Raw genomic sequence first — 21125 nt, 5'->3', positions numbered from 1 at the left:
CGGACGCTACGGCAGCTCGGGCGGGGGCGTCGGGGCGCCGGGGAGCCGTACGGTCACCAGCGTGCCGTCGCCCTCTCCGCGGGTGATCGCGATCTCGCCGCCGGCCTCCCGCACCGTGCGCGCGACGATCGACAGGCCCAGGCCCGATCCGGGGAGCGCCCTCGCGCTCGGCGAACGCCAGAACCGGTCGAACACGTAGGGGAGTTCGTCCTCCGGGATGCCGGGGCCGTGGTCGCGGACGGTCAGGACGCCCTCGGTGAGCGCGACCTCGACGGAGCCGCCCCGCGGACTGAACTTCACCGCGTTGTCCAGGAGGTTGACCACGGCCCGCTCCAGCGTGGCCGGCTCCGCCCGCACGTACCAGGGATCCAGCGCGGCCGTGACCGTCAGCTCCGGGCCCCGCAGCCGCGCCCGGCGCAGGGCCGACTCCACGGTGTCCCGGAGCGGGACCACCTGCACCCGCTCGCCCCGCTGCCCCTCCGAGCGGGACAGCTCCTGCAGGTCGCCGATGAGCGCGGCGAGTTCGGTCATCTGCGCCTTCACCGACGCGAGCAGCGCCTTGCGGTCCGCCTCCGGCAGGGGCCGGCCCGTCTCCTCGCTGCGGGTGAACAGCTCGATGTTGGTGCGCAGGGAGGTGAGGGGGGTGCGCAGTTCGTGGCCCGCGTCGGCGATGAGCTGCTGCTGGAGCTCGCGGGAACTGGCCAGCGAGGCGGTCATCGAGTTGAACGACCGGGACAGGCGGGCCACCTCGTCCTCGCTGTCGTCCTCGACGGGGATGCGGATGCCGAGGTCCTCGGTGCGGGCGACGTGCTCGACGGCCTCGGTCAGCTTGTCCACGGGGCGCAGACCCGCGCGGGCGACGGCCAGGCCCGCGGCACCGGCGCCGACGACCCCGATCCCGGAGACGAGGAGGAGGACGAGGGCGAGCTCGTTGAGGGTCTTCTCGGTGCTCTTGAGGGAGACGGCGACGATGAGGCCGACGTTGGGGCCGGTGTCGCCGCTGACGGTGGTGGTGCCGCCCAGGGGCCGGACCATGACCCGTACGGCGTTGCCGTCGGCGTCCGTGCCGTCGCGGAAGTAGAGCTCGTCGGTGTTGCCGGTCTCGATCTGCTTCCTGTCGGACCCGGTGACCTTGACCTTGCCGATGGAGTCCTGGACGAGACAGGCGGTCCCGTCCTCCTTGACCACCTGGATGTAGTTGTTCCGGAACGGGGTGGTGGTGCCCTCCGGGCTGTCCGTGCAGTTGTTGAGGGCGTTCAGGAGCTCCATCTTGGGCGCCCTCATGCCGTTCTGCAGGTCGCGGTCGACCTGCTCGTACAGCTTCCCCTGCACGATGAACCAGCAGGTCACCGACACCGCAGCCACCGCGAACGCCACCGCGGCGGCGACCAGCATCGACAGCCGGGCCCGAATGGGAAGGGTCCGCAGCCGCCGTGCGACCCGGTTCACTCCGCGCCGCCCTGCCGCAACACGTATCCCACGCCCCGCACGGTGTGCACGAGGCGGGGTTCGCCGCCGGCCTCCGTCTTGCGGCGCAGGTACATGACGTACACGTCGAGGGAGTTGGACGAGGGCTCGAAGTCGAAGCCCCACACGGCCTTGAGGATCTGCTCGCGGGTGAGGACCTGGCGCGGGTGCGCCATGAACATCTCCAGCAGGGTGAACTCGGTGCGGGTCAGTTCGACGGCCCGGCCGGCGCGCGTCACCTCCCGCGTCGCGAGGTTCATGCGCAGGTCGGCGAAGGTGAGGGTCTCGTCGTCGTCGGTGCTCGCACCGGCGGCCGCGGCGTAGGAGCTGCGCCGCAGCAGGGCCCGTACGCGGGCGAACAGCTCGTCCAGTTCGAACGGCTTGACCAGGTAGTCGTCGGCGCCCGCGTCGAGCCCGGTGACGCGGTCGCCGACGGTGTCGCGGGCGGTCAGCATGAGGATCGGGGTGGTGTCGCCGGCGCCGCGGATGCGGCGGGCGGCGGTGAGGCCGTCCATGCGGGGCATCTGGATGTCCAGGACGACCAGGTCGGGCCGGTAGCCGGTCGCCTTCTCCAGGGCGTCCGCGCCGTCCACGGCGACCTGCGTGTCGTAACCCTCGAAGGCGAGGCTGCGCTGGAGTGCTTCGCGCACCGCCGGCTCGTCGTCGACGATCAGGATGCGCTGGGTGTCACGGTCGCCTTCGGCGGGACTCATGGCGTGGATTCCCTCGGGTGCGGTGGGGCGGCGGGGTGCCGGCGGGGGCGGGGCCCTCTCAGCCTCGCATCGTAGTGAGCCGGTTCAACGGCACCTTGCGGCGGTGCGGGCGGGCGGCGCCGGTGCGCAGGCCCATCAGCTGCGGGACGCCGACCTCCGGGGCCCGGGGCGGTGCCGTCGGGGCGTGCAGTGCGTGCACCACGTCGAGGGCCAGGCCGAGGTCGGCCGCGCCGACGCCGGTCACCGGGTGCGGAACCTTCTTGATCATGACGTGCTCCCTGAGCGCCGGAAGGGGGTTTCAGCTGTCGGAACCGCCGGCCCGCAGCGTGGCGAGGTCGGCCTTGACGGTGTTGATCGGGATGGCGAAGCCGAGGCCGACGCTGCCCGCGGTGGAGGAGGAGGTGGCGTCGGCGGCGGAGTACATCGCGGAGTTGATGCCGATGATGTTCCCGCCGGCGTCGATCAGGGCGCCGCCGGAGTTGCCGGGGTTGAGGGAGGCGTCCGTCTGGAGCGCCTTGTACGTGGTGGTGGACGAACCGGTGTCGCCGTTGAACTCCTGGCCGCCGAACTCGAACGGCCAGCCGCCGCCCTGCTGCTGTTGCCGCTGTCCCTGGCTCTCGTCGGTGGAGACGGTCACGTCCCGGTCGAGGGCGGAGACGATGCCGCTGGTCACGGTGCCGGTGAGGCCCTCGGGGGAGCCGATCGCCACGACCGTGTCACCGACCTTGACGCCGTCGGAGTCGCCGAGGGTGGCGGCCTTGAGGCCGGAGGCGTTCTCCAGCTTGATCAGGGCCAGGTCCTTCTTGCTGTCGGTGCCGACGACCTCGGCCGTGTACTCCTTGCCGTCGCTGGTCGACACCTTGATCGAGGAGGCGCCGGCGACGACGTGGTTGTTGGTGAGGATCTCGCCGTCGCCGGTGATGATCACGCCGGAGCCGGTCGACGAGCCGCCGCTGAGGGTGGCGTTGACCTCGACGACGCTCGGGCTGACCGCGGCGGCGATGCCGGCGACGTCACCGGTCCTGGCGGCCGGCACCACGCTGGTGGTGGTGGAGGAGGCGACCGCCTGGTCCTTGCCGGTCAGTTCCTGGATGCCGTAGGCGGTGCCGCCGCCGATCGCCGCGGCGACGATCGCCACGGCGGCCAGCAGCGCCATCGGGCCGCGCGCCGCGCGCTTCCTCGGCCGGACGGGCGCGGGACCGTCGGTCACGGGGTCCAGGAGAGCGGTTCCGCCGCCGTCGCCGGCCGGGGCGTCGCCCCAGGAGCCGGCGGGCCGGTCCGGCGTCTGCCACCCGGCGGCCGGACCGGCGGGCTGCGGCGCGGCGGCCGCGCCGGCGGGCTGCGTCGTGACCGGCCGGTGCGCCGGCGGGGGCGGCCACTCCGGGTCCACGGGGGCGGAAGCGTGCTGCGGGGCGCCCCGGTACGGGTTCTCGTGGTTCTCGTACTCGCCGCTGCGGCGGATGCTCTCGGTCATGGAACAGAGCTTCCCGCCCGACCATGAGAGCTGCCTGAGTGCTCCCTGAGAAGCCCGGCAGAACCTAGTGGACCCGACGTGAAGGCCGCTCCCCCCGCGGGTGCGGGCTCCTCCCGGGAAAGCCTCGTACGGTGTGGCCGGCCGCTCCGGGGGAACCTCACACGGCGTGGCCGGGAGCGGCGGGGCTCACCCGCAGCCGCAGGAGCGGCGGACCACCAGACGGGACGGGAACACCTTGAGCCGTTCGCGGCGCGAGCCCGCGACCCGCAGCCCGTCGTCGAGGACCAGGTCGACGGCCGCGCGGGCCATCGCCGAGCGGTCGGAGGCGACCGTGGTCAGCGGCGGGTCGGCGAGCGCGGCTTCCTTGATGTCGTCGAAGCCGACCACGCCCAGCTCGCCGGGCACGTCGATGCGCAGCTCGCGCGCCGCCCGCAGCAGGCCGATCGCCTGGTCGTCGGTGGAGCAGAAGACGGCCGGCGGCCGGTCGGGGCCGGCCAGCAGCTCCAGCCCCACCTTGTAGGCGTCGTAACGGTTGTAGGGGGCCTCGAAGAGCCGGCCCTCGGTGGGCAGGCCGGCCTCCTCCATGGCCCGCCGCCAGCCCTCGACGTGGTCGGAGACCGGGTCGCCGACGGAGGGCGTGTCGGCGGTGCCGCCCACGCAGGCGACGTACGGATAGCCGTGTTCCAGGAGGTGGCGCACGGCGAGCTGGGCGCCGCCCAGGTCGTCGGTGACGACGGCGACGTCGTCGATGGCCTCGGGCCGCTCGTGGAGCAGCACCACACGGGCGTCCCAGGCGTCGATCTCGGCGGCGGCGTTGTCGTTCAGCGCGTGGCTGACGAGGATCAGGCCGGAGACCCGCATGCCCAGGAAGGCGCGCAGGTAGTGGACCTCGCGTTCGCCGACGTAGTCGGAGTTGCCGACCAGCACCATCTTGCCGCGCTCGGAGGCGGCCTGCTCGACCGCGTGCGCCATCTCCCCGAAGAAGGGCTGGCGGGCGTCCGGCACGATCAGGCCTATGAGGTCCGTGCGCCGCGACGCCATCGCCTGCGCGACCCGGTCGGGCCGGTACCCCAGCTCCTTGATGGCGGCGAGGACGCGCTCGCGCGTGGCCGGGGCGACCGGCCGGGGTCCGTTGTTGATGACATAGCTGACGACGGCGGTGGAGGTCCCCGCCAGCCGTGCCACATCGTCCCTGGTTACCTTGGCCACGCGCGGAGTCTACGCGGATGGATCCGCCACGGGCAGGGCATCGGACGGCTTCCGGGTGCGGGAGCGACGCCCTGCCCGAACGGCGGCTACGCCTCCGCGGAGACCTCCTCGGCGCCCACGGGCACCTCGTTGTCCGCATCTTCCGGCTTTGCCCGGTCGGCCGCGGCCCTGCTCTCCTCGGCGGCGCGGTCGACCTTCTCCGGGGTAACGAATCGATAACCGACGTTGCGGACGGTTCCGATCAGCGACTCGTGCTCCGGGCCGAGCTTGGCGCGCAGCCGCCGTACGTGCACGTCGACCGTCCGGGTGCCGCCGAAGTAGTCGTAGCCCCAGACCTCCTGGAGGAGCTGGGCGCGGGTGAAGACGCGGCCCGGGTGCTGCGCGAGGTACTTCAGGAGCTCGAACTCCTTGAAGGTGAGGTCGAGGACCCGGCCCTTGAGCTTGGCGGAGTACGTCGCCTCGTCGACCGACAGGTCGCCGTTGCGGATCTCCATGGGGGAGTCGTCGTTGACGATCTGCTGCCGGCCCATCGCCAGGCGCAGCCGGGCCTCGACCTCCGCCGGGCCGGCGGTGTCGAGCAGGACGTCGTCGATGCCCCAGTCGGCGGTGACGGCGGCGAGGCCGCCCTCGGTGGCGACCAGGACGAGCGGACAGCCGGGGCCGGTGGAGCGCAGCAGCTGGCACAGGCTGCGGACCTGGGGGAGGTCGCGGCGGCCGTCGATCAGGATGACGTCGGCGCCCGGGGTGTCGACGAGGGCGGGGCCCTCCGCCGGAGCCACCCGCACGTTGTGCAGCAGCAGGCCGAGCGCGGGCAGCACCTCCGTCGACGGCTGGAGGGCGTTGGTCAGGAGCAGCAGAGAACTCATACGTCTGGTTCCTCCTCGGTCCCTGCGAGGACGTTTGCGGCACTGCGGCACTGCTCTGCGCGTCCCGGGGGCCCGTACACCTGCGGTTTCCCGCTTCGTATACAACGCTTCCGAAAGCACGAAAGGACCCGGGGGCTTCACTGCCCGAGTCCTCTGCCCAGCAGAATAGCCCACATGAGCAACGGTCCGGCAGGTCATGGGGCACGTTCCACCGTTCGTCCGCATCGCGAGACGGGCACGGACGCACCATTGCGGACGTTCCTGCCCACGGCCGACGGCGTCTGCGTCGATTCCGTATACGAACCGGGTGCGGTTGTATACGACACCTCCGCGTCGGCCTCCCGTGGCCTGGTGTTCGTCGTGGCCCACGGTTTCACCGGGGACGCGGACCGCCCGCACGTGCGCCGGATCGCCTCGGTGCTGGCCCGGTACGGGGCCGTCGTCACCTTCTCCTTCCGCGGGCACGGACGCTCCGGCGGCCGCTCCACCGTCGGTGACCGGGAGGTGCTCGACCTCGACGCGGCCGTCGCCTGGGCCCGCCGGCTCGGGCACGCGCGCGTGGCCACCGTCGGCTTCTCCATGGGCGGCTCGGTGGTGCTGCGGCACGCGGCCCTGCACCCCGGCACGGTGGACGCGGTGGTCTCCGTCAGCGCCCCCGCCCGCTGGTACTACCGCGGCACGGCCCCCATGCGCCGGCTGCACTGGCTGGTCACCCGTCCGGCGGGCCGCCTGGTCGGCCGCTACGGCCTGCGCACCCGCATCCACCGGCGCGACTGGGACCCGGTCCCGCTCTCCCCGGTGGAGGCGGTCCCCAAGATCGCGCCCACACCGCTGCTGGTGGTCCACGGCGACCGCGACGGCTACTTCCCCCTCGACCACCCCCGCATGCTGGCCGAGGCCGCGGGCGAGCACGGTGAACTGTGGGTGGAACAGGGCATGGGCCACGCCGAGCACGCCGCGACCGACGGCCTCCTGACCCGTATCGGTGCCTGGACGGCGGCGCGGGCGGGCTAGCCTGACCCTGTCGATGCAACAGGCCGACCGAGGAAACCGACTGAGGGACGAGATGGCGAAGGTCACGGTGCGCTACTGGGCGGCCGCCAAGGCCGCGGCCGGAGTCGCCGAGGAACCGCACGACGCGGACACCCTCGCCGAGGCGCTCCGGGCCGCGCGGGAGCGACACCCCGGCGAACTCGCGCGTGTGCTGCTGCGGTGCTCGTTCCTCGTCGACGGTGACCCCGTGGGCACCCGCGGGCACGAGACGGTACGGCTGGCCGACGGCGGCACGGTCGAGGTGCTCCCGCCGTTCGCAGGAGGGTGAGATGACCGACCAGCAGCCGTACGAGGGGAACCGCTACCCGCAGGGGTACGACCCGTACCAGCAGCAGGCCCCGCAGCAGCAGGAGTGGCCGGACCGGCAGGAGCACGGGTACGAGGACCCGCAGGCCCACCTGCAGCACACGCAGCAGTGGCAGGGCCAGACCTGGGAGACCAGCGTGCAGCCGCCCGTCCCGGCGGCGGACCCGGCCGAGACCGCGTACCTGCCCCCGCAGACGGGCGAGGCCCCGGCCTGGCAGCAGCAGGCGCCCGGGTACCAGCAGGAGCGGTACCAGCAGGAGCAGTACCAGCAGCAGAGCCGGTACCAGCAGGAGCAGTACCAGCACCAGAACCAGCAGGGTCAGCACCCGTACGAGCCGCAGGGGCAGCACCAGGCGTCGTACGGGGACCAGGCGTCGTACGGGAGCCAGGTGGCGTACGGCCGGCCGCAGGCCGCCCCCGCCGCGTCCCCGGCCCCCGTCGCCCCCGAGGCGGCGTCCGAGGACGGGGCCGGTCCGTCCTACGGCCCCGCCACCATGGCCGGCAACGCGCGCGTCACCGACGCCCAGCGCGCCCGCCTCGAAGGCCGTTCGCCGATCATCGAACCCGGCATGCAGCCCGCCGCGCTCACCGCCCTCCTCGGGCTGCTGCTGTCCGGCGCGGCGGCCGTCGGCACGTACGCGCTGGTCGTCCCGCTCGTCGTCCTCCAGGCCGTCACGGCGGCCGGCTGGTTCCGGCTGAACGGCATGTGGCCGGCCCGGCAGGGCATCGCGCTGGCCTTCCTCGGCGCGCTGGTCTCCGACGCGGCACTCCTCGCGGCCGGCCGCGAGAACGCCCCGGCCGCGATCCTGGGCACCCTCGGCGTCTGGGTCCTGCTCTGTCTCGTCCTCCAGCTCCGCTCGCACGCCGACCCCGACGAGCGCATGTACGGCCTGATGGCGACGGTGGCCTCGGCGGCCCTGGCGATCATCGCCACCGGCCACCTCGGGGCCGACCCGGACGCGGTGACGGTCGGTGCCGCCGCGGTCGCCGTCGCGGTGGTGGCCCGCGCGCTGCCGCTGCCGACGCCCGCGTCGGTGGTCGTCGCGCTGCTCGCGGCGGCGGGCGCGGGCGTCGCGGTCGGCGGGATGACGGGACTGGGCGCCAGGGGCGCGCTGCTCGGCGCGGGCGCGGCGGTCTGCGCGCTGATCGGCCACCGGGTGGCGAGTTACGACTACCCGTCGCGTTTCGTGCACTTCACGGCGGGCGTCGCCCTGCCGCTGGCCGCCGCGGCACCGGCGGTGTACCTGCTGGGACGGGCGCTGGCATAGGGCCGGCGCGGAGGGACGGTCGGCTGTGTCACACCGGCTGTGTCACAGGTGATCGACAATCTCCGGCCGCCCTCCGCGCCCGGGGTTACCGTGAGTGCTCATCGTCCGTCCGGCCGTCCTGGTGGGGGAACAACCGCATGCGAGCACTCCGAATACTGTTGGTCGTCGTCGTGGTCCTGGGCGGCCTGTTCGTGCTCGCCGACCGCCTCGCCGTGAACTTCGCCGAGGGCGAGGCCGCGGACAAGCTCCGGGCGAACGAGAACCTCGCGGCCACCCCGGACGTGTCCATCAAGGGCTTCCCCTTCCTCACCCAGGTCGTCGGCGGCGAGCTGGACGACGTCGAGGTCGGCATCGACGACTACGAGGCCGTCGCCGGCACCGACGGCCGGAAGATCCGCATCGACGACCTCCGGGCGAACATGAGGGGCGTCGAGTTCTCCGGTGACTACAGCTCCGCCACCGCGGCCAGCGCCACCGGCACCGCGTCCATCGGCTACGCGGAGCTGCTGAAGGCCGCCAAGTCCGAGCCCACCGAGAAGGGCCTGGTCAGCGCCCGGGTCGTCGGCCTCTCCGACGGAGGGAACGGCAAGATCAAGGTCACCGTCGAGGCGAGCGTCGGCGGTGTCGAGCTGCCGCGGCCCGTCTCGGTGCTGAGCACGGTCACCGCCGAGGGCGACACCGTCCGGGTGCACGCCGACTCCCTGCCCAGCTTCGGCCCGTTCAAGATCGCCGAGGACGAGGTGCGCGGCATCACCGACTTCGAGCAGAAGATCGACGACCTGCCGGGCGGCATCCGCCTCGACAAGGTCGAGGCCGCCGAGAACGGGGTGCGGATCACGGTGAAGGGTTCGAACGTCCGCCTCGCGGGGTAGGCGATCCGCGGTGGACGGCGAATGTCCGACAGGCGAGACGCAGCCGTCCGTACCGCAGAGGTGACGACGGACACAGACGAGGAAGAGCGCCCGGAGGCCGTGCGGCGGCGGCCCGGGCGCTCTTCGTTTCTCACCATGCGGACGATCGCGTCTCACCATGCGGAGCGCTGGTGACACGTCCGCCCTCACGTCCCTACGATCGACCGCATGAAGCAGCGACAGGCGGATCTCACGAAGCGGCGGGCAGTAGACCTGTGCCGCGTCGCCGCCATGCTCTGTCGCCCTGTCTGAGCGGAAGCGCCACCTTCCTTCCGCGCCTCCCGGCGTCCTCGGTCGAGGGCGCCCTCGCGCCGGCCGCCGGCGAGCCCCGGCCGCGCACCCTCCTTTCTCTGCACACCCCCGCCGCAACTGCCCCGGAGGAGAACAAGCATGAGCCGCAGCGACGTCCTGGTCGACGCCGACTGGGTCGAGGCCAACCTCGACAACCCGGACATCGCCATCGTCGAGGTCGACGAGGACACGTCCGCGTACGAGAAGAACCACATCAGGAACGCGATCCGGATCGACTGGACCAAGGACCTCCAGGACCCGGTACGCCGTGACTTCATCGACCAGGCGGGCTTCGAGAAGCTCCTGTCGGCGAAGGGCATCGGCAACGACACCCTGGTGATCCTGTACGGCGGCAACAACAACTGGTTCGCGTCCTACGCCTACTGGTACTTCAAGCTGTACGGCCACGAGAGCGTCAAGCTCCTCGACGGCGGCCGCAAGAAGTGGGAGCTGGACGCCCGCGAGCTGGTCGAGGAGGTGCCCGAGCGCACCGAGACCACCTACCGGGCCAAGCCGCAGGACACCTCCATCCGCGCCTTCCGCGACGACGTCGTGGCCGCGATCGGCAAGCAGAACATCGTCGACGTCCGGTCGCCCGACGAGTTCAGCGGCAAGCTGCTCGCCCCGGCGCACCTGCCGCAGGAGCAGTCGCAGCGCCCCGGCCACGTGCCGACCTCCCGCAACATCCCGTGGTCCAAGAACGCCAACGACGACGGCACCTTCAAGTCCGACGAGGAGCTCAAGGCGCTCTACGAGGACGAGCAGGTCGACCTGTCGAAGGACACCATCGCTCTGTGCCGCATCGGTGAGCGCTCGGCCCTGACCTGGTTCGTGCTGCACGAGCTGCTCGGCGTCGAGAACGTCAGGAACTACGACGGCTCCTGGACCGAGTACGGCTCCCTCGTCGGCGTGCCGATCGAGCTCGGCGCCGGCAAGTAACCCGACCGACCCGACCTTCTGGTCAGACCCCCTCTGGAGAGACACATGTGCGGAGCGAAGGCCGGCGGCCCGGACGCCTCGACGATCAAGCCCGGTGAGACCACCATCCAGGGTCAGGTGACCCGCGACGGCGAGCCGGTGACGGGCTACGTCCGCCTGCTCGACTCGACCGGCGAGTTCACCGCGGAGGTCCCCACCTCCGCCACCGGACAGTTCCGCTTCTACGCGGCCGAAGGCACCTGGACCGTCCGCGCCCTCGTGCCCGGCGGCACCGCCGACCGCACGGTCGTCGCCCAGCAGGGCGGCCTCGCGGAGGTCGCGATCGCCGTCTGAGACGTCCGCGGACGGACACGGCCGGTCGCAGGGCCGCACCTCTCGGGTTGGACACCTGAGGTGCGGCCCTGCGCCCTTTCCGGCCCCCGCCCGCCCCGTGCCGGACCCCCCGGCCCGGCCTACCCTGGACGCATGTACGCCCGCCGTCGGCACGCCTACTTCGCCATGATGGGCACCTGCATCGCGCTGTTCGTCCTGGCCTGGGGCGTCGTACGCCTCTGGTCGGTTCCGGTGGCCGTCGGGATGTGCGTGGTCGCGATGGTCATCCCGCCGGTGGCCGCGGTCGTCGCCAACCGGCGCGGCCCCGAGGACCGCTGGTGGGACGACCCGTCCGGCGACCCGAAGTCCGACGAGTGGTGGGACGAACTGGACGGCAGGAAGCGGCGCCCGTAGGCCCGCACGGCCGCCTCAGTAGACGAGCGCCTGGACCCCGTCCGCCAGTGCCTCCTGCACGAACACCTGCGCCCCGGCGATCCGTACGCCCTCCAGGACGTCCTTCTCGGTGATGTCCCGCCGGGCCGCGCACTGCGTGCACAGCGTGACCCGGCCACCGAGCAGGAGCGAGTCGAGCAGGTCGGGCAGCGGAGCGGCGTGCGGCAGCTCGAACTCGGCGGCCCGGCCCGGCAGCGCGAACCAGGCGGACTCCCCGGTCAGCCACAGGGAGACCTCCACCCCGCTGGCCACGGCCACCGCCGCCACCGTGAACGCCTGCGAGCACCGTTCGGGAGCGTCGGCCCCCGCCGTCACCTTGATCACGAGCTTCTTCGCCATGGCCGAATCGTAATCAAGATCGCCGCAACTCCCCCCGGCGGCCATGAGTCACCTGTGAGCGCGTACATGGAACGCGCGCTTCATCTCATGAGGGGGATGTCGTGGAAGAACCCGAAGGGGCGGCGGAACCGGAGGCCGGACCGGCCGGCGGGGCCGCTCCCGCGGCCCGGACCCGCCGCCGGGGCCGCACCACACTGCTGATCGCCGCGGCCGCCGTGCTCGGCGTCGTCGCCGGCACCTGCGCCGGCTACCTGGTCCAGGCCGACCGCGAGCCGACGAAGCTGCCGCCGCTGTCCCAGCCGGTTCTCGCGCAGGCGAAGGGGCCCGGCCCCGAACCGCTGTCCGCCACCCGGGACCGCAGGCTGCGGACCGACGGCGACCTGCGGAAACTGCTGTTGACGAAGCCCAAGGGCGCCAAAGAGGCCGAGTGGCTGGAGGGCGGGGACGGCTGGCTGGACATGGCCGGTTACGCCGGCCTGTACGAGAAACCGGACAACGTCTTCCCCGACCTCGTCGGGGACGAGTTCCGGCGGGCCGCCGTCACCGGCTGGTCCGAGGGCAAGACGTACCGGGTCGAGATCCGCCTGGTCCAGTTCCGGCAGGAGGAGGCCCTGGGGGCCGCCGACTACAGCGACAACAACCAGTACTGGGCCGACGAGGAGGACGCCACCGACAGCTGGAACCTCCCCGGCACCGGGGACGGCATGGTGTACGTCCACCGCGAGCCCGAGACCGAGCCGGGCTACCTGCCCCTCCACACCGCCGAGGCGCACGCCTGGCGGGGCGACGTGACGGTGGAGGTATGGGTCTCCGACACCAAGGCGATCCCCAAGAAGAAGATCATGGATCTGGCCCGCCGGCAGATGGAGAAGCTGTGAGCGAGCAGGAGAACCCTCCGACGGAGCCGCCCGTGAGGACCCCGGGGACTCCGGAGGTCCCGGCGCCGTCCCCGGAGACCCAGGCATCCCCCGAGGCACCGGAGGCACCGGAGGCCCCCGAGGCACCGAAGTCCCCCGTGTCCTCGGAGACCGCGGCGTCCTCGGAGGCCCTCGCGTCCCCGAAGGTCCCGGCGCCCCCGGAGACCCCCGGGTCCCCGGAGTCCCCGGAGACCCCGGCACCCTCTGAGCTTGCCGCTTCTTCTGGCGCCCCCGCGTCTCCCGGGCCCGGGGCGTCCGCTCCCGCCGGGCGGCGCTCGAACGGGCGGCGCGTCGCCCTGGCCGCCGGGGCCCTGCTGCTCGCCGGGGCCGTCGTCGCCGGTGTCGGCACCACGGTCGTGATCGTGCGGGACGCCGACCGGGACGCGGGCGCGCCCGGCTGGAAGTTCCCCGCCGTCACGGCGGACGAGCCGGATGCGGCCCGCGAACAGGGCCTCGCCGGGATGCTCCTGCCGTACGGGGACGGCGGAGGCTGGACGCGGGGGCCCGACCTCGACGAGTTCGGCTCCGAAGCCCGGCTCAGCGGGGCGCAGGCCACGGCCCTGCGCAAGAAGTCGCTGAGCGACCTGCCCCGGTCCCAGCGCAAGCTGCTGGAGAAGCAGATCGACAAGCAGCGCATCCAGGGCATGGCGATGCGCAGTTACTACAACCGTCCGGCCGAGACCTACTCCTCCAACGAGGAGGTCTACGCGGTGAGCGTCGTGCTCTACCAGCTGGACAGCAAGGCGGCGGTCCGCGAGATCGCCACGTTCCAGAGCGACTTCCTGGACGCCCTGGACATCTTCCGCGAGGGCCCCGAGATCAAGGGCTACAAGAACGCCAAGTGCTTCCTCCCGCCCAAGGACGACGAGAGTGGCCTCAGCGCGGTGCACTGCTCCGCCTACGTCGGGAACGTCCTGGTCAGCGCCACGGCGCAGGGACTGGAGCCGATCGACACCAAGGACGTGGCGGAGTTCCTGCGCGCGCAGCTGGACCGCGTGGCGAAGCCCGGGGAGGCGGTATGACCGAGCAGCAGCTCACGGAGGCGACAGAAACCGTGGACGTCACCGGACCCGCCGGCCCCACCCCCATATCCGGCCCCGCCCCTGCCCCCGACCCCGGCCCCACCCCCGCTCCCGCCCCCAAGGACCGCCGGGTCCTGCGGGCCGTGTCGCGGTGGACCGCCGCCGTCGCCGTCTTCGCGGCGGTCGGTGCCGGGTCGGCGTACGGCATCGCCGGGATGGAGCGCACGGACGTGCCGGGACTGGCGACCGAGTCGGACGGGCGGTGGGAGTACCCGACGCTCAGCAAGCCGCCGCTGCCCTCGGGCAGTCCCGGCCCCTTCGCCGAGACGAACCCGGCCGGCACCCACCACGCCGACCTGCGCGCCCTTCTCCTGCCCGCCCCGCGGGGCGCCACGGAGGACGAGGCGCTGCGCGGGGCGGACGGCTGGCTGGCGACGAAGGACTACCTCGCGGAGTACGAGCAGCAGGAGCAGCGCGAGGAGCTGGGCCAGAAGCTCGTCGACCACGGGCTGCGGCACATCGCCGCCCGCGGCTGGACGACCCCGGACGGCACCCGGACCCGCGTCTACCTCCTCCAGTTCGACACGGCGGCCGTCGTGGACAAGCTGGTGGCGAGCGAGGCCGTCGCCTTCGCGCCCCCCGTCCACCAGGTGCGGGGCGCCACCGAGGTCGAGTACGACGAGGACTTCCCGGAGCGCGCCGCGGTGTCGGAGGTGCAGAGCATCCCCTACGCCGAGACCGAGCCGTACGGGCCGGAGCAGGTGCGGTTCGCCCACATCGCCGCCGGTGACGTCCACGCCCTGGTCGTGCAGTCCCGCAGGGGAGCCGCCGCGGCCGTCCCCTTCCAGCAGACGGTGACGCTGCAGAGCCAGCTGCTGGGATGACGCCGGCGGGGCCCACCTCGCAGGAAGGGCCGGTCCCCGGCCGCGTAAGCTGGGGGCCGGCCCTGTAGTACGTATCCCGAAGCACGCTCATCCGAGGAGCACCCCGTGGAGATCTTCTTCGAAGCCCTGCTGGTCCTGGTCTGCGTCGGCGTCCTCGCCTTCGCCGGGCTGACCGTGAAGAAGCTGTACCAGGGCCAGCGCTGACCCACGTCTAGGAAGTGCCACCGATGATCGAGATCCCGTCCGACCTCCACAAGGACCTCGTCCCCCTCGCCTTCCTGTTGGGCACCTGGGCGGGCGCGGGCGTGCACGACTTCCCCGGCGCCGAGAAGTGCAACTTCGGGCAGGAGGCCACCTTCACGCACGACGGCCGGGACTTCCTGGAGTACCACTCCCGCACCTGGGTCCTGGACCAGGACGGCAACAAGGTCCGTCCCCTGGAGACCGAGTCCGGCTTCTGGCGGATCGACGCCGACCGCAAGGTCGAGGTGACGATGGTCCGCGACGACGGCGTCGTCGAGGTCTGGTACGGCGAGATGGCCGACAAGAAGCCCCAGATCGACCTGGTCACGGACGCGGTGGCCCGCACGGCCGCCTCCGGCCCCTACACGGGCGGCAAGCGGCTGTACGGCTACGTCAAGAGCGACCTGATGTGGGTCGGCGAGAAGCAGACCCCCGAGGTCGAGCTGCGCCCCTACATGTCGGCCCACCTGAAGAAGGTCGTCACCCCGGAAGAGGTCGAACGCTGGGCGAAGGCCCTCCCGGACGACATGCCGGACGACGGCATCGCTTTCTTCAAGTAGGCCCTCTCCACAGCGGCACTCCGCCGAAAGGGTCCTAGACTCTCCGGTGTGGTGAGCACCGACTGGAAGAGCGATCTGCGGCAGCGCGGCTACCGGCTGACCCCGCAGCGGCAACTCGTCCTCGAAGCCGTGGACACCCTGGAGCACGCGACCCCCGACGACATCCTCGTGGAAGTGAGGAAGACGGCGTCGGGGGTCAACATTTCCACCGTCTACCGCACGCTCGAGCTGCTGGAGGAGCTGGGGCTGGTCAGCCACGCCCACCTCGGGCACGGGGCGCCGACGTATCACCTCGCCGACCGGCACCACCACATCCACCTGGTCTGCCGCGACTGCGGCAACGTGATCGAGGCGGACGTGGAGGTGGCCGCCGAGTTCACGGCCAAGCTCCGCGCGACCTTCGGCTTCGACACCGACATGAAGCACTTCGCGATCTTCGGCCGCTGCGCGGACTGCGCGGCCGGCGCCGACGAGGGTGCGACCGGAGAGGGTCCGCCCACCGGGTCGTAGGCTTGCGTCCATGAAGAGCCCTCTGCTGTCCCTGCCCGGCGCCGTCCCCGCCGAAGGCGTGGACGAAGGCGTCGCCGCCCACTACGGCGACCTGTTCCGCGAGCAGCGCGCCCTCGCCGAGGGCACCGGCTTCGTCGATCTCTCGCACCGCGGAGTCGTCACCGTCTCCGGTGACGACCGGCTGAGCTGGCTGCACCTCCTGCTCACCCAGCACGTCAGCGACCTGCCCACCGGCCGCGCCACCGAGGCGCTGATCCTCTCCGCGAACGGCCACATCGAACACGCCCTCTACCTGGTGGACGACGGCACCACCGTCTGGGCCCACGTCGAACCCGGCACCCAGGACGCGCTGATCGCGTACCTGGAGTCGATGAAGTTCTTCTACCGGGTGGAGGTGGCCGACCGCACGGCCGACATCGCGGTCGTGCACCTGCCCGCCGGTTCCATAGCCGAGGCCCCCGAGGGCGTCGTCGTCCGCGAGACCGCGTACGGCCGTGATCTGTTCCTGCCGCGCGCGGACCTCGAGTCGTACGCCGCGAAGGCCGGCCCCGCCGCCGGGATCCTCGCCCACGAGGCCCTGCGCGTGGAGCAGCACCGGCCCCGCCTCGGCTTCGAGACCGACCACCGCACCATCCCGCACGAGCTGGGCTGGATCGGCACCGCGGTGCACCTCCAGAAGGGCTGCTACCGGGGTCAGGAGACCGTCGCCCGCGTGCAGAACCTGGGCAAGCCGCCGCGCCGGCTGGTCTTCCTGCACCTCGACGGCAGCGACGTGCACCTGCCCCCCGCCGGGACCGAGCTGCGCCGTGCCGACGAGGGCCCCGACGCCCGCAAGGTCGGCTTCGTCACCACGTCCGTCCGCCACCACGAGCTGGGCCCGGTGGCGCTGGCCCTGGTCAAGCGGAACATCCCCCTGGACGCGCCGCTGCTCGCCGACACCACGGCGGCCGCCCAGGAGGTCGTGGTCGAGCCCTGAGAGCCGGCCACCGCCCGCCCTCGGGCCGCACCGGTCCGCACTGATCACCCCTGGCGCCCCGCCGGTCCGGACCGAGCACCCCTGGCGCCGCCCCGGTCCGGACCGGACGCCCCTCGGGGCCGCCCCGGTCCGGGCCGCCTCACATCTCGAGCAGCACGGTGAACGGGCCGTCGTTGGTGAGGGAGACCCTCATCCGCGCGCCGAACCGGCCCGTCGCCACCGTCGCCCCCAGCGCGCGCAGCTGTGCGACCACCTCGTCGACGAGCGGCTCGGCGACCTCGCCGGGGGCGGCCGCGTTCCAGGTGGGGCGGCGGCCCTTGCGGGCGTCGCCGTAGAGCGTGAACTGGCTGACCACCAGGAGCGGGGCGTCGATGTCGCTGCACGACCGCTCGTCGCCCAGCATGCGGATCGACCACAGCTTGCGGGCCAGCTGGGCCGCCTTCTGCGGGGTGTCCTCGTGGGTGACCCCGACCAGGACGCACAGTCCCTCGCCCTCGATCGACCCCACGGTCTCGCCGTCCACGACGACGCTCGCGCCGTCCACTCTCTGCACCACTGCACGCATGCGCCCCATCATGCCGTGCGGCCGGCGGACCCCCGCGGGGGCTTCCCGCCCGCTCCCGGGGCCGCCGTCTGGGCCGTTCGGGGGCACTCGGTCACCGGAGGACCACTCGGAGTGGCACGATGCTTCCCACACGCCGGTCGAGGGGACGGGTAGAGCACATGAGCACACCGAGCACCGGGCAGCTGGGCCTGACCACCCAGCGTCCGCCCGCGCAGCGCAGGGGCAGTCCGCCCTGCCCGCCGCCGACGGAGCCGCCCGCGCACGACCTGGCCCGGCTGAGCCTGCCCGAGCTGCGCACCCTGCGCCGGGACGCCCAGCGCGACGAGGCCGACCTCAGCTACGTACGGCGGCTGCTGCAGGGCCGCATCGACATCCTCGGGGCGGAACTCGCCCGGCGTTCTCCCGCCGGGGCGGCGTCCGTCGTGGACCGCCTCCCGGAGATCCTCACCGACGCCCCGGCCCGGCACCGCTCCTCGGCCCGGCACGTCACGCTCGGCACCCCGCGGAGCGAGGAGTACCGGCGGCTGGCGGCGGAGATGCTCTCCGAGGTCGAGCTCTCCGACCTCGGCGCCCGCACCGACCCCGAACTCCACGAGGCGATGGCCCGTCTCATCGGCTACGAGCAGTACGTCTCCCACCGCCGCCAGCACCTCCAGCGCACGGCCGACGGGTGCGGCGAGGAGATCACCCGCCGCTACCGGGACGGCGAGGCCCAGGTGGACGACCTCCTGGTGTGAGCCCGCCGCCCGCCGGTCCGGGAGCACGGCCCCGGACGCGGCGCGGCGCGGGGCCGACAAGGCGGAGCGGCGCTCCCGGACCGGCGGGCGGCGCGGGGCGGGGCGGGGCGAGACGTTGGTGCGGGGCGGTGCGGGACGGTGTTGCGGGGCGGTGCGGGACGGTGTTGCGGGGCGGTGCGGGACGGTGTTGCGGGGCGGTGCGGGACGGTGTTGCGGCGGGACGGGAAAAAAATCCCCCGCCCCGCCACCGCCTCCCCGCCTACCGTGGCCCCATGACCGCCACCCCCGCCGACATGGACATACGCCGGATCACCGACGCCGAGCTCCCCGCCTGGATGCGCGTCGCGAGGACCGGCTTCCTGCGCGCTCCCACCGTCACCGAGGCCGACGTCGCCGCCCGCCGCACCGCGCACGCCGGTTCCCGCACCTACGGCGCCTTCGACGCGGGCACGTGCGTGGCCACCTTCCGCTCCTTCCCCCAGGAACTGACGGCGGTCGGCGGCGCCGCGGTCCCCGCCGACGCCATCTCCAACGTCGCCGTCCTCCCCACCCACCGCCGCCGCGGCATCCTCACCCGCCTGATGACCGAGGACCTGACCGCCGCGAAGGACCGCGGCGACGTCGTCGCCACCCTCATCGCCGCCGAGTACCGCATCTACGGCCGCTATGGATTCGGCCCGGCGACCAGCGCCACCGAGTGGACGGTCGACGTGCCGCGCACCGGTCTCGACCCGCACTGGCCGGGTCCCGGGGACGGCGGCCGCATCGACCTCCTCGGCCCGGAGGAGGTCCGCAAGATCGGCCCCGAACTGCACGGGCGGCTGCGCCGCGGCCGGCCCGGCGCGGTCAGCCGCACCGACGTGTGGTGGGACACGGACACCGGTGTGCTGCGCGTGTCCGGCGAGTGGAGCGAGCCGTTCTACGCCGCCTACCGCGCGGCCGACGGCGAGGTGCAGGGGCTGGTCTCCTACAGGGCGGACGACCACTGGGGCGACGCCAAGCAGCCGTTGAACACGGCGACGGTGGAGTGGCTGATCGCCACGACCCCGGCCGCCGAGCGCGCCCTGTGGCACTACCTCTGCTCGATCGACTGGATCGTGCGGGTCAAGTCGGGAGCCCGTTCCCCCGACGACCTCCTGCCGCATTTCCTGCCGGACCCGCGGGCCGCGCGCGTCACCACGCACGCGGACTGGCTGTGGGTGCGGATCCTGGACGTCGTACGGGCCCTGGAGGCGCGTACGTACGGCGGGTCGGGCTCGCTGGTGCTGGAGGTGACCGACCGTGCCGGGTTCACCGGGGGCCGCTTCCTGCTGGAGGCCGGCCCCGACGGGGCGTCCTGCACGCCGACCGGCCGCGGCGCCGACCTCACCCTGGACGTGGCCGTGCTGGCCTCGCTGTGGCTGGGTGACGAGTCGGCACCGCGGCTGGCGGCGCTGGGACGGCTCGGAGAGGAACGAGCGGGCGCCGCCCTGGAGGCCGACGCCCTGCTGCGTACGCCCGGGCGCCCTTGGTGCCCGGACATGTTCTGAGCGCTCCTCCCTGCCGCGACCGTGCGGCCGGCCGTTCCTCTCGAGGGTCCTGCATCCGTAGCCGTTCGATCCTGATGGTGCCGGTACGGCTGTTCAGTTGTGGCTGTGCGCGATGCCCTGTGAAGTTGTGGCTGTGCGGCGCTGTGAAGTTGTGACTGTGCGTCGGTGTCGGCCGTCCGGGCTCCCGGCTCCCCTCCGGAAGGGAGCCCGACTGGCCAACCGTCTGAAAGTTTGACCATGTTGTGGAAGTTGGCTGCCAACTTCACTGTTCTTATGTCCGCTTGGAAGCGGCTTATAACCATCTCTCCGCGAACTGCCGCAAGATGGCGGGAAGTTGTACTGTTTGGCCGTGGAGCCGGAACATGCCTCCGTCAAGGGGCGCGAGAGACCGGAGCGGTCGCCGCGACCGCAGCCGTCCCCCCGCGACGTGGCCGACGAGCTGCGCACCCGGATCAGGACCGGGGTGCTGCGGCCCGGCGAGCGCATGCCCACCCAGGCACGGCTCGCGGACGAGTTCGGCATCGAGCGCGGAGCCGTCCGCCAGGCCCTGCGTATCCTCCAGTCGGAGCACCTGCTCACCAACGTCTCCAAGGGCGCGCCGGCGAAGGTCGCCCCGGACCTGGGCACCGGCTCCCTCCCGACCGGCCCCGGAGCCCCGCCGCAGCCCACGATGGTGGCGCTGACCCCGCGCATCGCGGAGGCCTTCGCCGCCCCGCACGTCGAGATCGACGCCCTGTGCCTGACCGCCGTCTCGCTCACGCTGGCGATCGGCGAACCGCTGCGCCGGATCCACACGGGGGAGCTGAAACCGGCCAAGATCGACGTCCGGGTCCTGCTGCCGTCGCGGAACATCGACCTGGCCTTCCCGTCGGCGGTGGACGGCGCGGCGACCGAGCGGCTGCAACGGCACTGGCTCGCCCACCGCAACGCCCAGGGCCAGGTGCTGCGGCACAACCTGCTGACGCTGCGCGCCACCCACGGCATCGACGTCCGGGTCAGCTTCCGCGCGCTGCCCTTCACCCCACCGGTCAAGCTGTACCTCCTCAACGGGACGGAAGCGCTGTTCGCCTACTACACGGTCGAGCGGCACGAGCAGCAGATCGGCCACGAGCAACTGGAGTTGTACGACGCCGAGGGCACGCGTTCGGTTCTGTTCGCCTTCGAGCAGGGTGCCGGGGCGCGCGACACGACGTTCGTGGAGCAGTCGCTGCTGTGGTTCGACGCCCTGTGGGAGACGATCAGTTCGGAGCTGGTGCTCACGAGCTGACGGCGGGCCCGGCGGCCAGGAGGGCGAGGACCACGGAGCCCGCGGAGCTGGGCGCCGGCCGTCCGGACCTGATGCCGACGGTCGGCAGGAGCAGGCCGACGGCCTCGGCGGTGCCGCACTTCCACCGGACGCTCTGATCGAGGACGGCGGGGACGAGGGCGAGGGCAGGCACGAGTTCCTCCCTTCGGAGGCGGGAAGCGCGGGAGGTGCCGATGCGGAACATCCGCCAAGTCGTCCAAGTTGGCAGCCAACTTCACCTAGGTTGTCCACGCTTGGCGGCAACCGATAAACAACTTTCCGGTAACTCCCGCCAG

Annotated in this window: 26 protein-coding genes; 17 read left to right on the top strand and 9 right to left on the bottom strand. The window is 72.6% G+C overall.

Going from position 1 to position 21125, the window contains the following annotated elements; all coding sequences use genetic code 11:
* Positions 1-6: 6 nt before the first annotated feature.
* From ACZ5FU_RS14615 to ACZ5FU_RS14590, 6 genes are all read right to left on the bottom strand, one after another.
* On the bottom strand, positions 7-1449 hold the full coding sequence (locus tag ACZ5FU_RS14615) for a HAMP domain-containing sensor histidine kinase (protein ID WP_451529810.1): 1443 nt from the start codon (positions 1447-1449) through the stop codon (positions 7-9).
* Positions 1446-2180: a response regulator transcription factor gene (locus ACZ5FU_RS14610; protein ID WP_451529809.1), complete on the bottom strand. Its 735-nt coding sequence runs from the start codon at positions 2178-2180 to the stop codon at positions 1446-1448. The genes ACZ5FU_RS14615 and ACZ5FU_RS14610 overlap by 4 nt, the downstream gene beginning before the upstream one ends.
* A 58-nt stretch (positions 2181-2238) precedes the next feature.
* Positions 2239-2448, bottom strand: a complete 210-nt coding sequence (locus ACZ5FU_RS14605) for a hypothetical protein (RefSeq protein WP_451529808.1) — start codon at positions 2446-2448, stop codon at positions 2239-2241.
* 30 nt (positions 2449-2478) lie between these two features.
* Positions 2479-3654, bottom strand: coding sequence for a S1C family serine protease (locus tag ACZ5FU_RS14600; protein WP_469045394.1), 1176 nt, complete (start codon positions 3652-3654; stop codon positions 2479-2481).
* Between the two features lie 186 nt (positions 3655-3840).
* Positions 3841-4863, bottom strand: coding sequence for a LacI family DNA-binding transcriptional regulator (locus ACZ5FU_RS14595; RefSeq protein ID WP_451529806.1), 1023 nt, complete (start codon positions 4861-4863; stop codon positions 3841-3843).
* A gap of 86 nt (positions 4864-4949) precedes the next feature.
* A complete protein-coding gene (locus ACZ5FU_RS14590) occupies positions 4950-5729 on the bottom strand; it encodes a winged helix-turn-helix transcriptional regulator (RefSeq protein WP_469045393.1) in 780 nt (259 codons plus the stop codon).
* Positions 5730-5903: 174 nt separating this feature from the next.
* Between ACZ5FU_RS14590 and ACZ5FU_RS14585 the strand changes: the two genes are divergently transcribed.
* The 8 genes from ACZ5FU_RS14585 to ACZ5FU_RS14550 all read left to right on the top strand — a co-directional run bounded on the left by ACZ5FU_RS14585 (position 5904) and on the right by ACZ5FU_RS14550 (position 11223).
* Complete coding sequence (locus ACZ5FU_RS14585; RefSeq protein WP_469045392.1) at positions 5904-6743, top strand: alpha/beta hydrolase; 840 nt, start codon at positions 5904-5906, stop codon at positions 6741-6743.
* A gap of 52 nt (positions 6744-6795) precedes the next feature.
* Positions 6796-7050: a MoaD/ThiS family protein gene (locus tag ACZ5FU_RS14580; protein ID WP_451529812.1), complete on the top strand. Its 255-nt coding sequence runs from the start codon at positions 6796-6798 to the stop codon at positions 7048-7050.
* 1 nt (position 7051) lies between these two features.
* A complete protein-coding gene (locus ACZ5FU_RS14575) occupies positions 7052-8356 on the top strand; it encodes a hypothetical protein (RefSeq protein ID WP_469045391.1) in 1305 nt (434 codons plus the stop codon).
* Positions 8357-8493: 137 nt separating this feature from the next.
* Positions 8494-9228 carry an LmeA family phospholipid-binding protein gene (locus ACZ5FU_RS14570; RefSeq protein ID WP_451529802.1) on the top strand — a complete coding sequence of 245 codons (735 nt, stop codon included), beginning with the start codon at positions 8494-8496 and terminating at the stop codon, positions 9226-9228.
* Positions 9229-9435: 207 nt separating this feature from the next.
* The gene (locus ACZ5FU_RS14565; protein WP_353850233.1) at positions 9436-9519 is read left to right on the top strand and encodes an Ms5788A family Cys-rich leader peptide; all 84 of its coding nucleotides are present in this window, start codon (positions 9436-9438) and stop codon (positions 9517-9519) included.
* Positions 9520-9657: 138 nt separating this feature from the next.
* The gene (locus ACZ5FU_RS14560) at positions 9658-10497 is read left to right on the top strand and encodes a sulfurtransferase (RefSeq protein ID WP_451529801.1); all 840 of its coding nucleotides are present in this window, start codon (positions 9658-9660) and stop codon (positions 10495-10497) included.
* Between the two features lie 45 nt (positions 10498-10542).
* A complete protein-coding gene (locus ACZ5FU_RS14555) occupies positions 10543-10830 on the top strand; it encodes a DUF1416 domain-containing protein (protein WP_004986406.1) in 288 nt (95 codons plus the stop codon).
* A gap of 132 nt (positions 10831-10962) precedes the next feature.
* Positions 10963-11223, top strand: coding sequence for a DUF3099 domain-containing protein (locus tag ACZ5FU_RS14550; protein ID WP_451529800.1), 261 nt, complete (start codon positions 10963-10965; stop codon positions 11221-11223).
* 15 nt (positions 11224-11238) lie between these two features.
* Here the strand turns inward: ACZ5FU_RS14550 and ACZ5FU_RS14545 are convergent, their stop codons facing one another.
* Positions 11239-11601, bottom strand: a complete 363-nt coding sequence (locus ACZ5FU_RS14545) for a DsrE family protein (protein WP_451529799.1) — start codon at positions 11599-11601, stop codon at positions 11239-11241.
* 101 nt (positions 11602-11702) lie between these two features.
* On the opposite strand from ACZ5FU_RS14545, the gene ACZ5FU_RS14540 reads away from it, so the two are divergent.
* From ACZ5FU_RS14540 to ygfZ, 6 genes are all read left to right on the top strand, one after another.
* A complete protein-coding gene (locus tag ACZ5FU_RS14540; protein ID WP_469045390.1) occupies positions 11703-12479 on the top strand; it encodes a hypothetical protein in 777 nt (258 codons plus the stop codon).
* Between the two features lie 137 nt (positions 12480-12616).
* Positions 12617-13540 carry a hypothetical protein gene (locus tag ACZ5FU_RS14535; protein WP_469045389.1) on the top strand — a complete coding sequence of 308 codons (924 nt, stop codon included), beginning with the start codon at positions 12617-12619 and terminating at the stop codon, positions 13538-13540.
* On the top strand, positions 13537-14424 hold the full coding sequence (locus tag ACZ5FU_RS14530; RefSeq protein ID WP_469045388.1) for a hypothetical protein: 888 nt from the start codon (positions 13537-13539) through the stop codon (positions 14422-14424). Before ACZ5FU_RS14535 ends, ACZ5FU_RS14530 begins: the two co-directional genes overlap by 4 nt.
* Before the next feature lie 227 nt (positions 14425-14651).
* On the top strand, positions 14652-15227 hold the full coding sequence (locus ACZ5FU_RS14525) for a heme-binding beta-barrel domain-containing protein (RefSeq protein WP_366061054.1): 576 nt from the start codon (positions 14652-14654) through the stop codon (positions 15225-15227).
* 48 nt (positions 15228-15275) lie between these two features.
* On the top strand, positions 15276-15737 hold the full coding sequence (locus ACZ5FU_RS14520) for a Fur family transcriptional regulator (protein WP_392243306.1): 462 nt from the start codon (positions 15276-15278) through the stop codon (positions 15735-15737).
* 10 nt (positions 15738-15747) lie between these two features.
* The gene (ygfZ, locus tag ACZ5FU_RS14515; protein WP_469045387.1) at positions 15748-16713 is read left to right on the top strand and encodes a CAF17-like 4Fe-4S cluster assembly/insertion protein YgfZ; all 966 of its coding nucleotides are present in this window, start codon (positions 15748-15750) and stop codon (positions 16711-16713) included.
* Positions 16714-16852: 139 nt separating this feature from the next.
* On the opposite strand, the gene dtd is transcribed toward ygfZ, so the two are convergent.
* A complete protein-coding gene (dtd, locus tag ACZ5FU_RS14510) occupies positions 16853-17278 on the bottom strand; it encodes a D-aminoacyl-tRNA deacylase (RefSeq protein ID WP_451529794.1) in 426 nt (141 codons plus the stop codon).
* A 158-nt stretch (positions 17279-17436) separates the two neighbouring features.
* Here dtd and ACZ5FU_RS14505 point away from each other — a divergent pair, with 158 nt between their 5' ends.
* From ACZ5FU_RS14505 to ACZ5FU_RS14495, 3 genes are all read left to right on the top strand, one after another.
* The gene (locus tag ACZ5FU_RS14505) at positions 17437-18015 is read left to right on the top strand and encodes an RsiG family protein (RefSeq protein WP_451529793.1); all 579 of its coding nucleotides are present in this window, start codon (positions 17437-17439) and stop codon (positions 18013-18015) included.
* 272 nt (positions 18016-18287) lie between these two features.
* Complete coding sequence (locus ACZ5FU_RS14500; RefSeq protein WP_451529792.1) at positions 18288-19544, top strand: GNAT family N-acetyltransferase; 1257 nt, start codon at positions 18288-18290, stop codon at positions 19542-19544.
* A gap of 343 nt (positions 19545-19887) precedes the next feature.
* The gene (locus ACZ5FU_RS14495) at positions 19888-20811 is read left to right on the top strand and encodes a winged helix-turn-helix domain-containing protein (RefSeq protein ID WP_468838622.1); all 924 of its coding nucleotides are present in this window, start codon (positions 19888-19890) and stop codon (positions 20809-20811) included.
* Here ACZ5FU_RS14495 and ACZ5FU_RS14490 read toward each other — a convergent pair.
* Positions 20801-20983 (bottom strand): hypothetical protein, encoded by a 183-nt coding sequence (locus tag ACZ5FU_RS14490; protein WP_468838619.1) that lies wholly within the window; start codon positions 20981-20983, stop codon positions 20801-20803. The genes ACZ5FU_RS14495 and ACZ5FU_RS14490 overlap by 11 nt on opposite strands.
* Positions 20984-21125 lie beyond the last annotated feature (142 nt).

Source organism: Streptomyces sp. NPDC031554 (genome assembly GCF_055580685.1).
The sequence above is the reverse complement of the archived record's forward strand: the minus strand, read 5'-3'. Positions and strand labels throughout refer to the sequence as shown.

Excerpts from the sequence above, each read along its gene's own strand:
- ACZ5FU_RS14530 (WP_469045388.1), top strand. The coding sequence starts at position 13,537 with ATGACCGAGCAGCAGCTCACGGAGGCGACAGAAACCGTGGACGTCACC.
- ygfZ (WP_469045387.1), top strand. The coding sequence starts at position 15,748 with ATGAAGAGCCCTCTGCTGTCCCTGCCCGGCGCCGTCCCCGCCGAAGGC.
- dtd (WP_451529794.1), bottom strand. The coding sequence starts at position 17,278 with ATGCGTGCAGTGGTGCAGAGAGTGGACGGCGCGAGCGTCGTCGTGGAC.
- ACZ5FU_RS14565 (WP_353850233.1), top strand. The coding sequence starts at position 9,436 with ATGAAGCAGCGACAGGCGGATCTCACGAAGCGGCGGGCAGTAGACCTG.
- ACZ5FU_RS14575 (WP_469045391.1), top strand. The coding sequence starts at position 7,052 with ATGACCGACCAGCAGCCGTACGAGGGGAACCGCTACCCGCAGGGGTAC.
- ACZ5FU_RS14610 (WP_451529809.1), bottom strand. The coding sequence starts at position 2,180 with ATGAGTCCCGCCGAAGGCGACCGTGACACCCAGCGCATCCTGATCGTC.
- ACZ5FU_RS14505 (WP_451529793.1), top strand. The coding sequence starts at position 17,437 with ATGAGCACACCGAGCACCGGGCAGCTGGGCCTGACCACCCAGCGTCCG.
- ACZ5FU_RS14600 (WP_469045394.1), bottom strand. The coding sequence starts at position 3,654 with ATGACCGAGAGCATCCGCCGCAGCGGCGAGTACGAGAACCACGAGAAC.
- ACZ5FU_RS14525 (WP_366061054.1), top strand. The coding sequence starts at position 14,652 with ATGATCGAGATCCCGTCCGACCTCCACAAGGACCTCGTCCCCCTCGCC.
- ACZ5FU_RS14550 (WP_451529800.1), top strand. The coding sequence starts at position 10,963 with ATGTACGCCCGCCGTCGGCACGCCTACTTCGCCATGATGGGCACCTGC.
- ACZ5FU_RS14585 (WP_469045392.1), top strand. The coding sequence starts at position 5,904 with ATGAGCAACGGTCCGGCAGGTCATGGGGCACGTTCCACCGTTCGTCCG.
- ACZ5FU_RS14605 (WP_451529808.1), bottom strand. The coding sequence starts at position 2,448 with ATGATCAAGAAGGTTCCGCACCCGGTGACCGGCGTCGGCGCGGCCGAC.
- ACZ5FU_RS14570 (WP_451529802.1), top strand. The coding sequence starts at position 8,494 with ATGCGAGCACTCCGAATACTGTTGGTCGTCGTCGTGGTCCTGGGCGGC.
- ACZ5FU_RS14555 (WP_004986406.1), top strand. The coding sequence starts at position 10,543 with ATGTGCGGAGCGAAGGCCGGCGGCCCGGACGCCTCGACGATCAAGCCC.
- ACZ5FU_RS14500 (WP_451529792.1), top strand. The coding sequence starts at position 18,288 with ATGACCGCCACCCCCGCCGACATGGACATACGCCGGATCACCGACGCC.
- ACZ5FU_RS14590 (WP_469045393.1), bottom strand. The coding sequence starts at position 5,729 with ATGAGTTCTCTGCTGCTCCTGACCAACGCCCTCCAGCCGTCGACGGAG.
- ACZ5FU_RS14545 (WP_451529799.1), bottom strand. The coding sequence starts at position 11,601 with ATGGCGAAGAAGCTCGTGATCAAGGTGACGGCGGGGGCCGACGCTCCC.
- ACZ5FU_RS14560 (WP_451529801.1), top strand. The coding sequence starts at position 9,658 with ATGAGCCGCAGCGACGTCCTGGTCGACGCCGACTGGGTCGAGGCCAAC.
- ACZ5FU_RS14580 (WP_451529812.1), top strand. The coding sequence starts at position 6,796 with ATGGCGAAGGTCACGGTGCGCTACTGGGCGGCCGCCAAGGCCGCGGCC.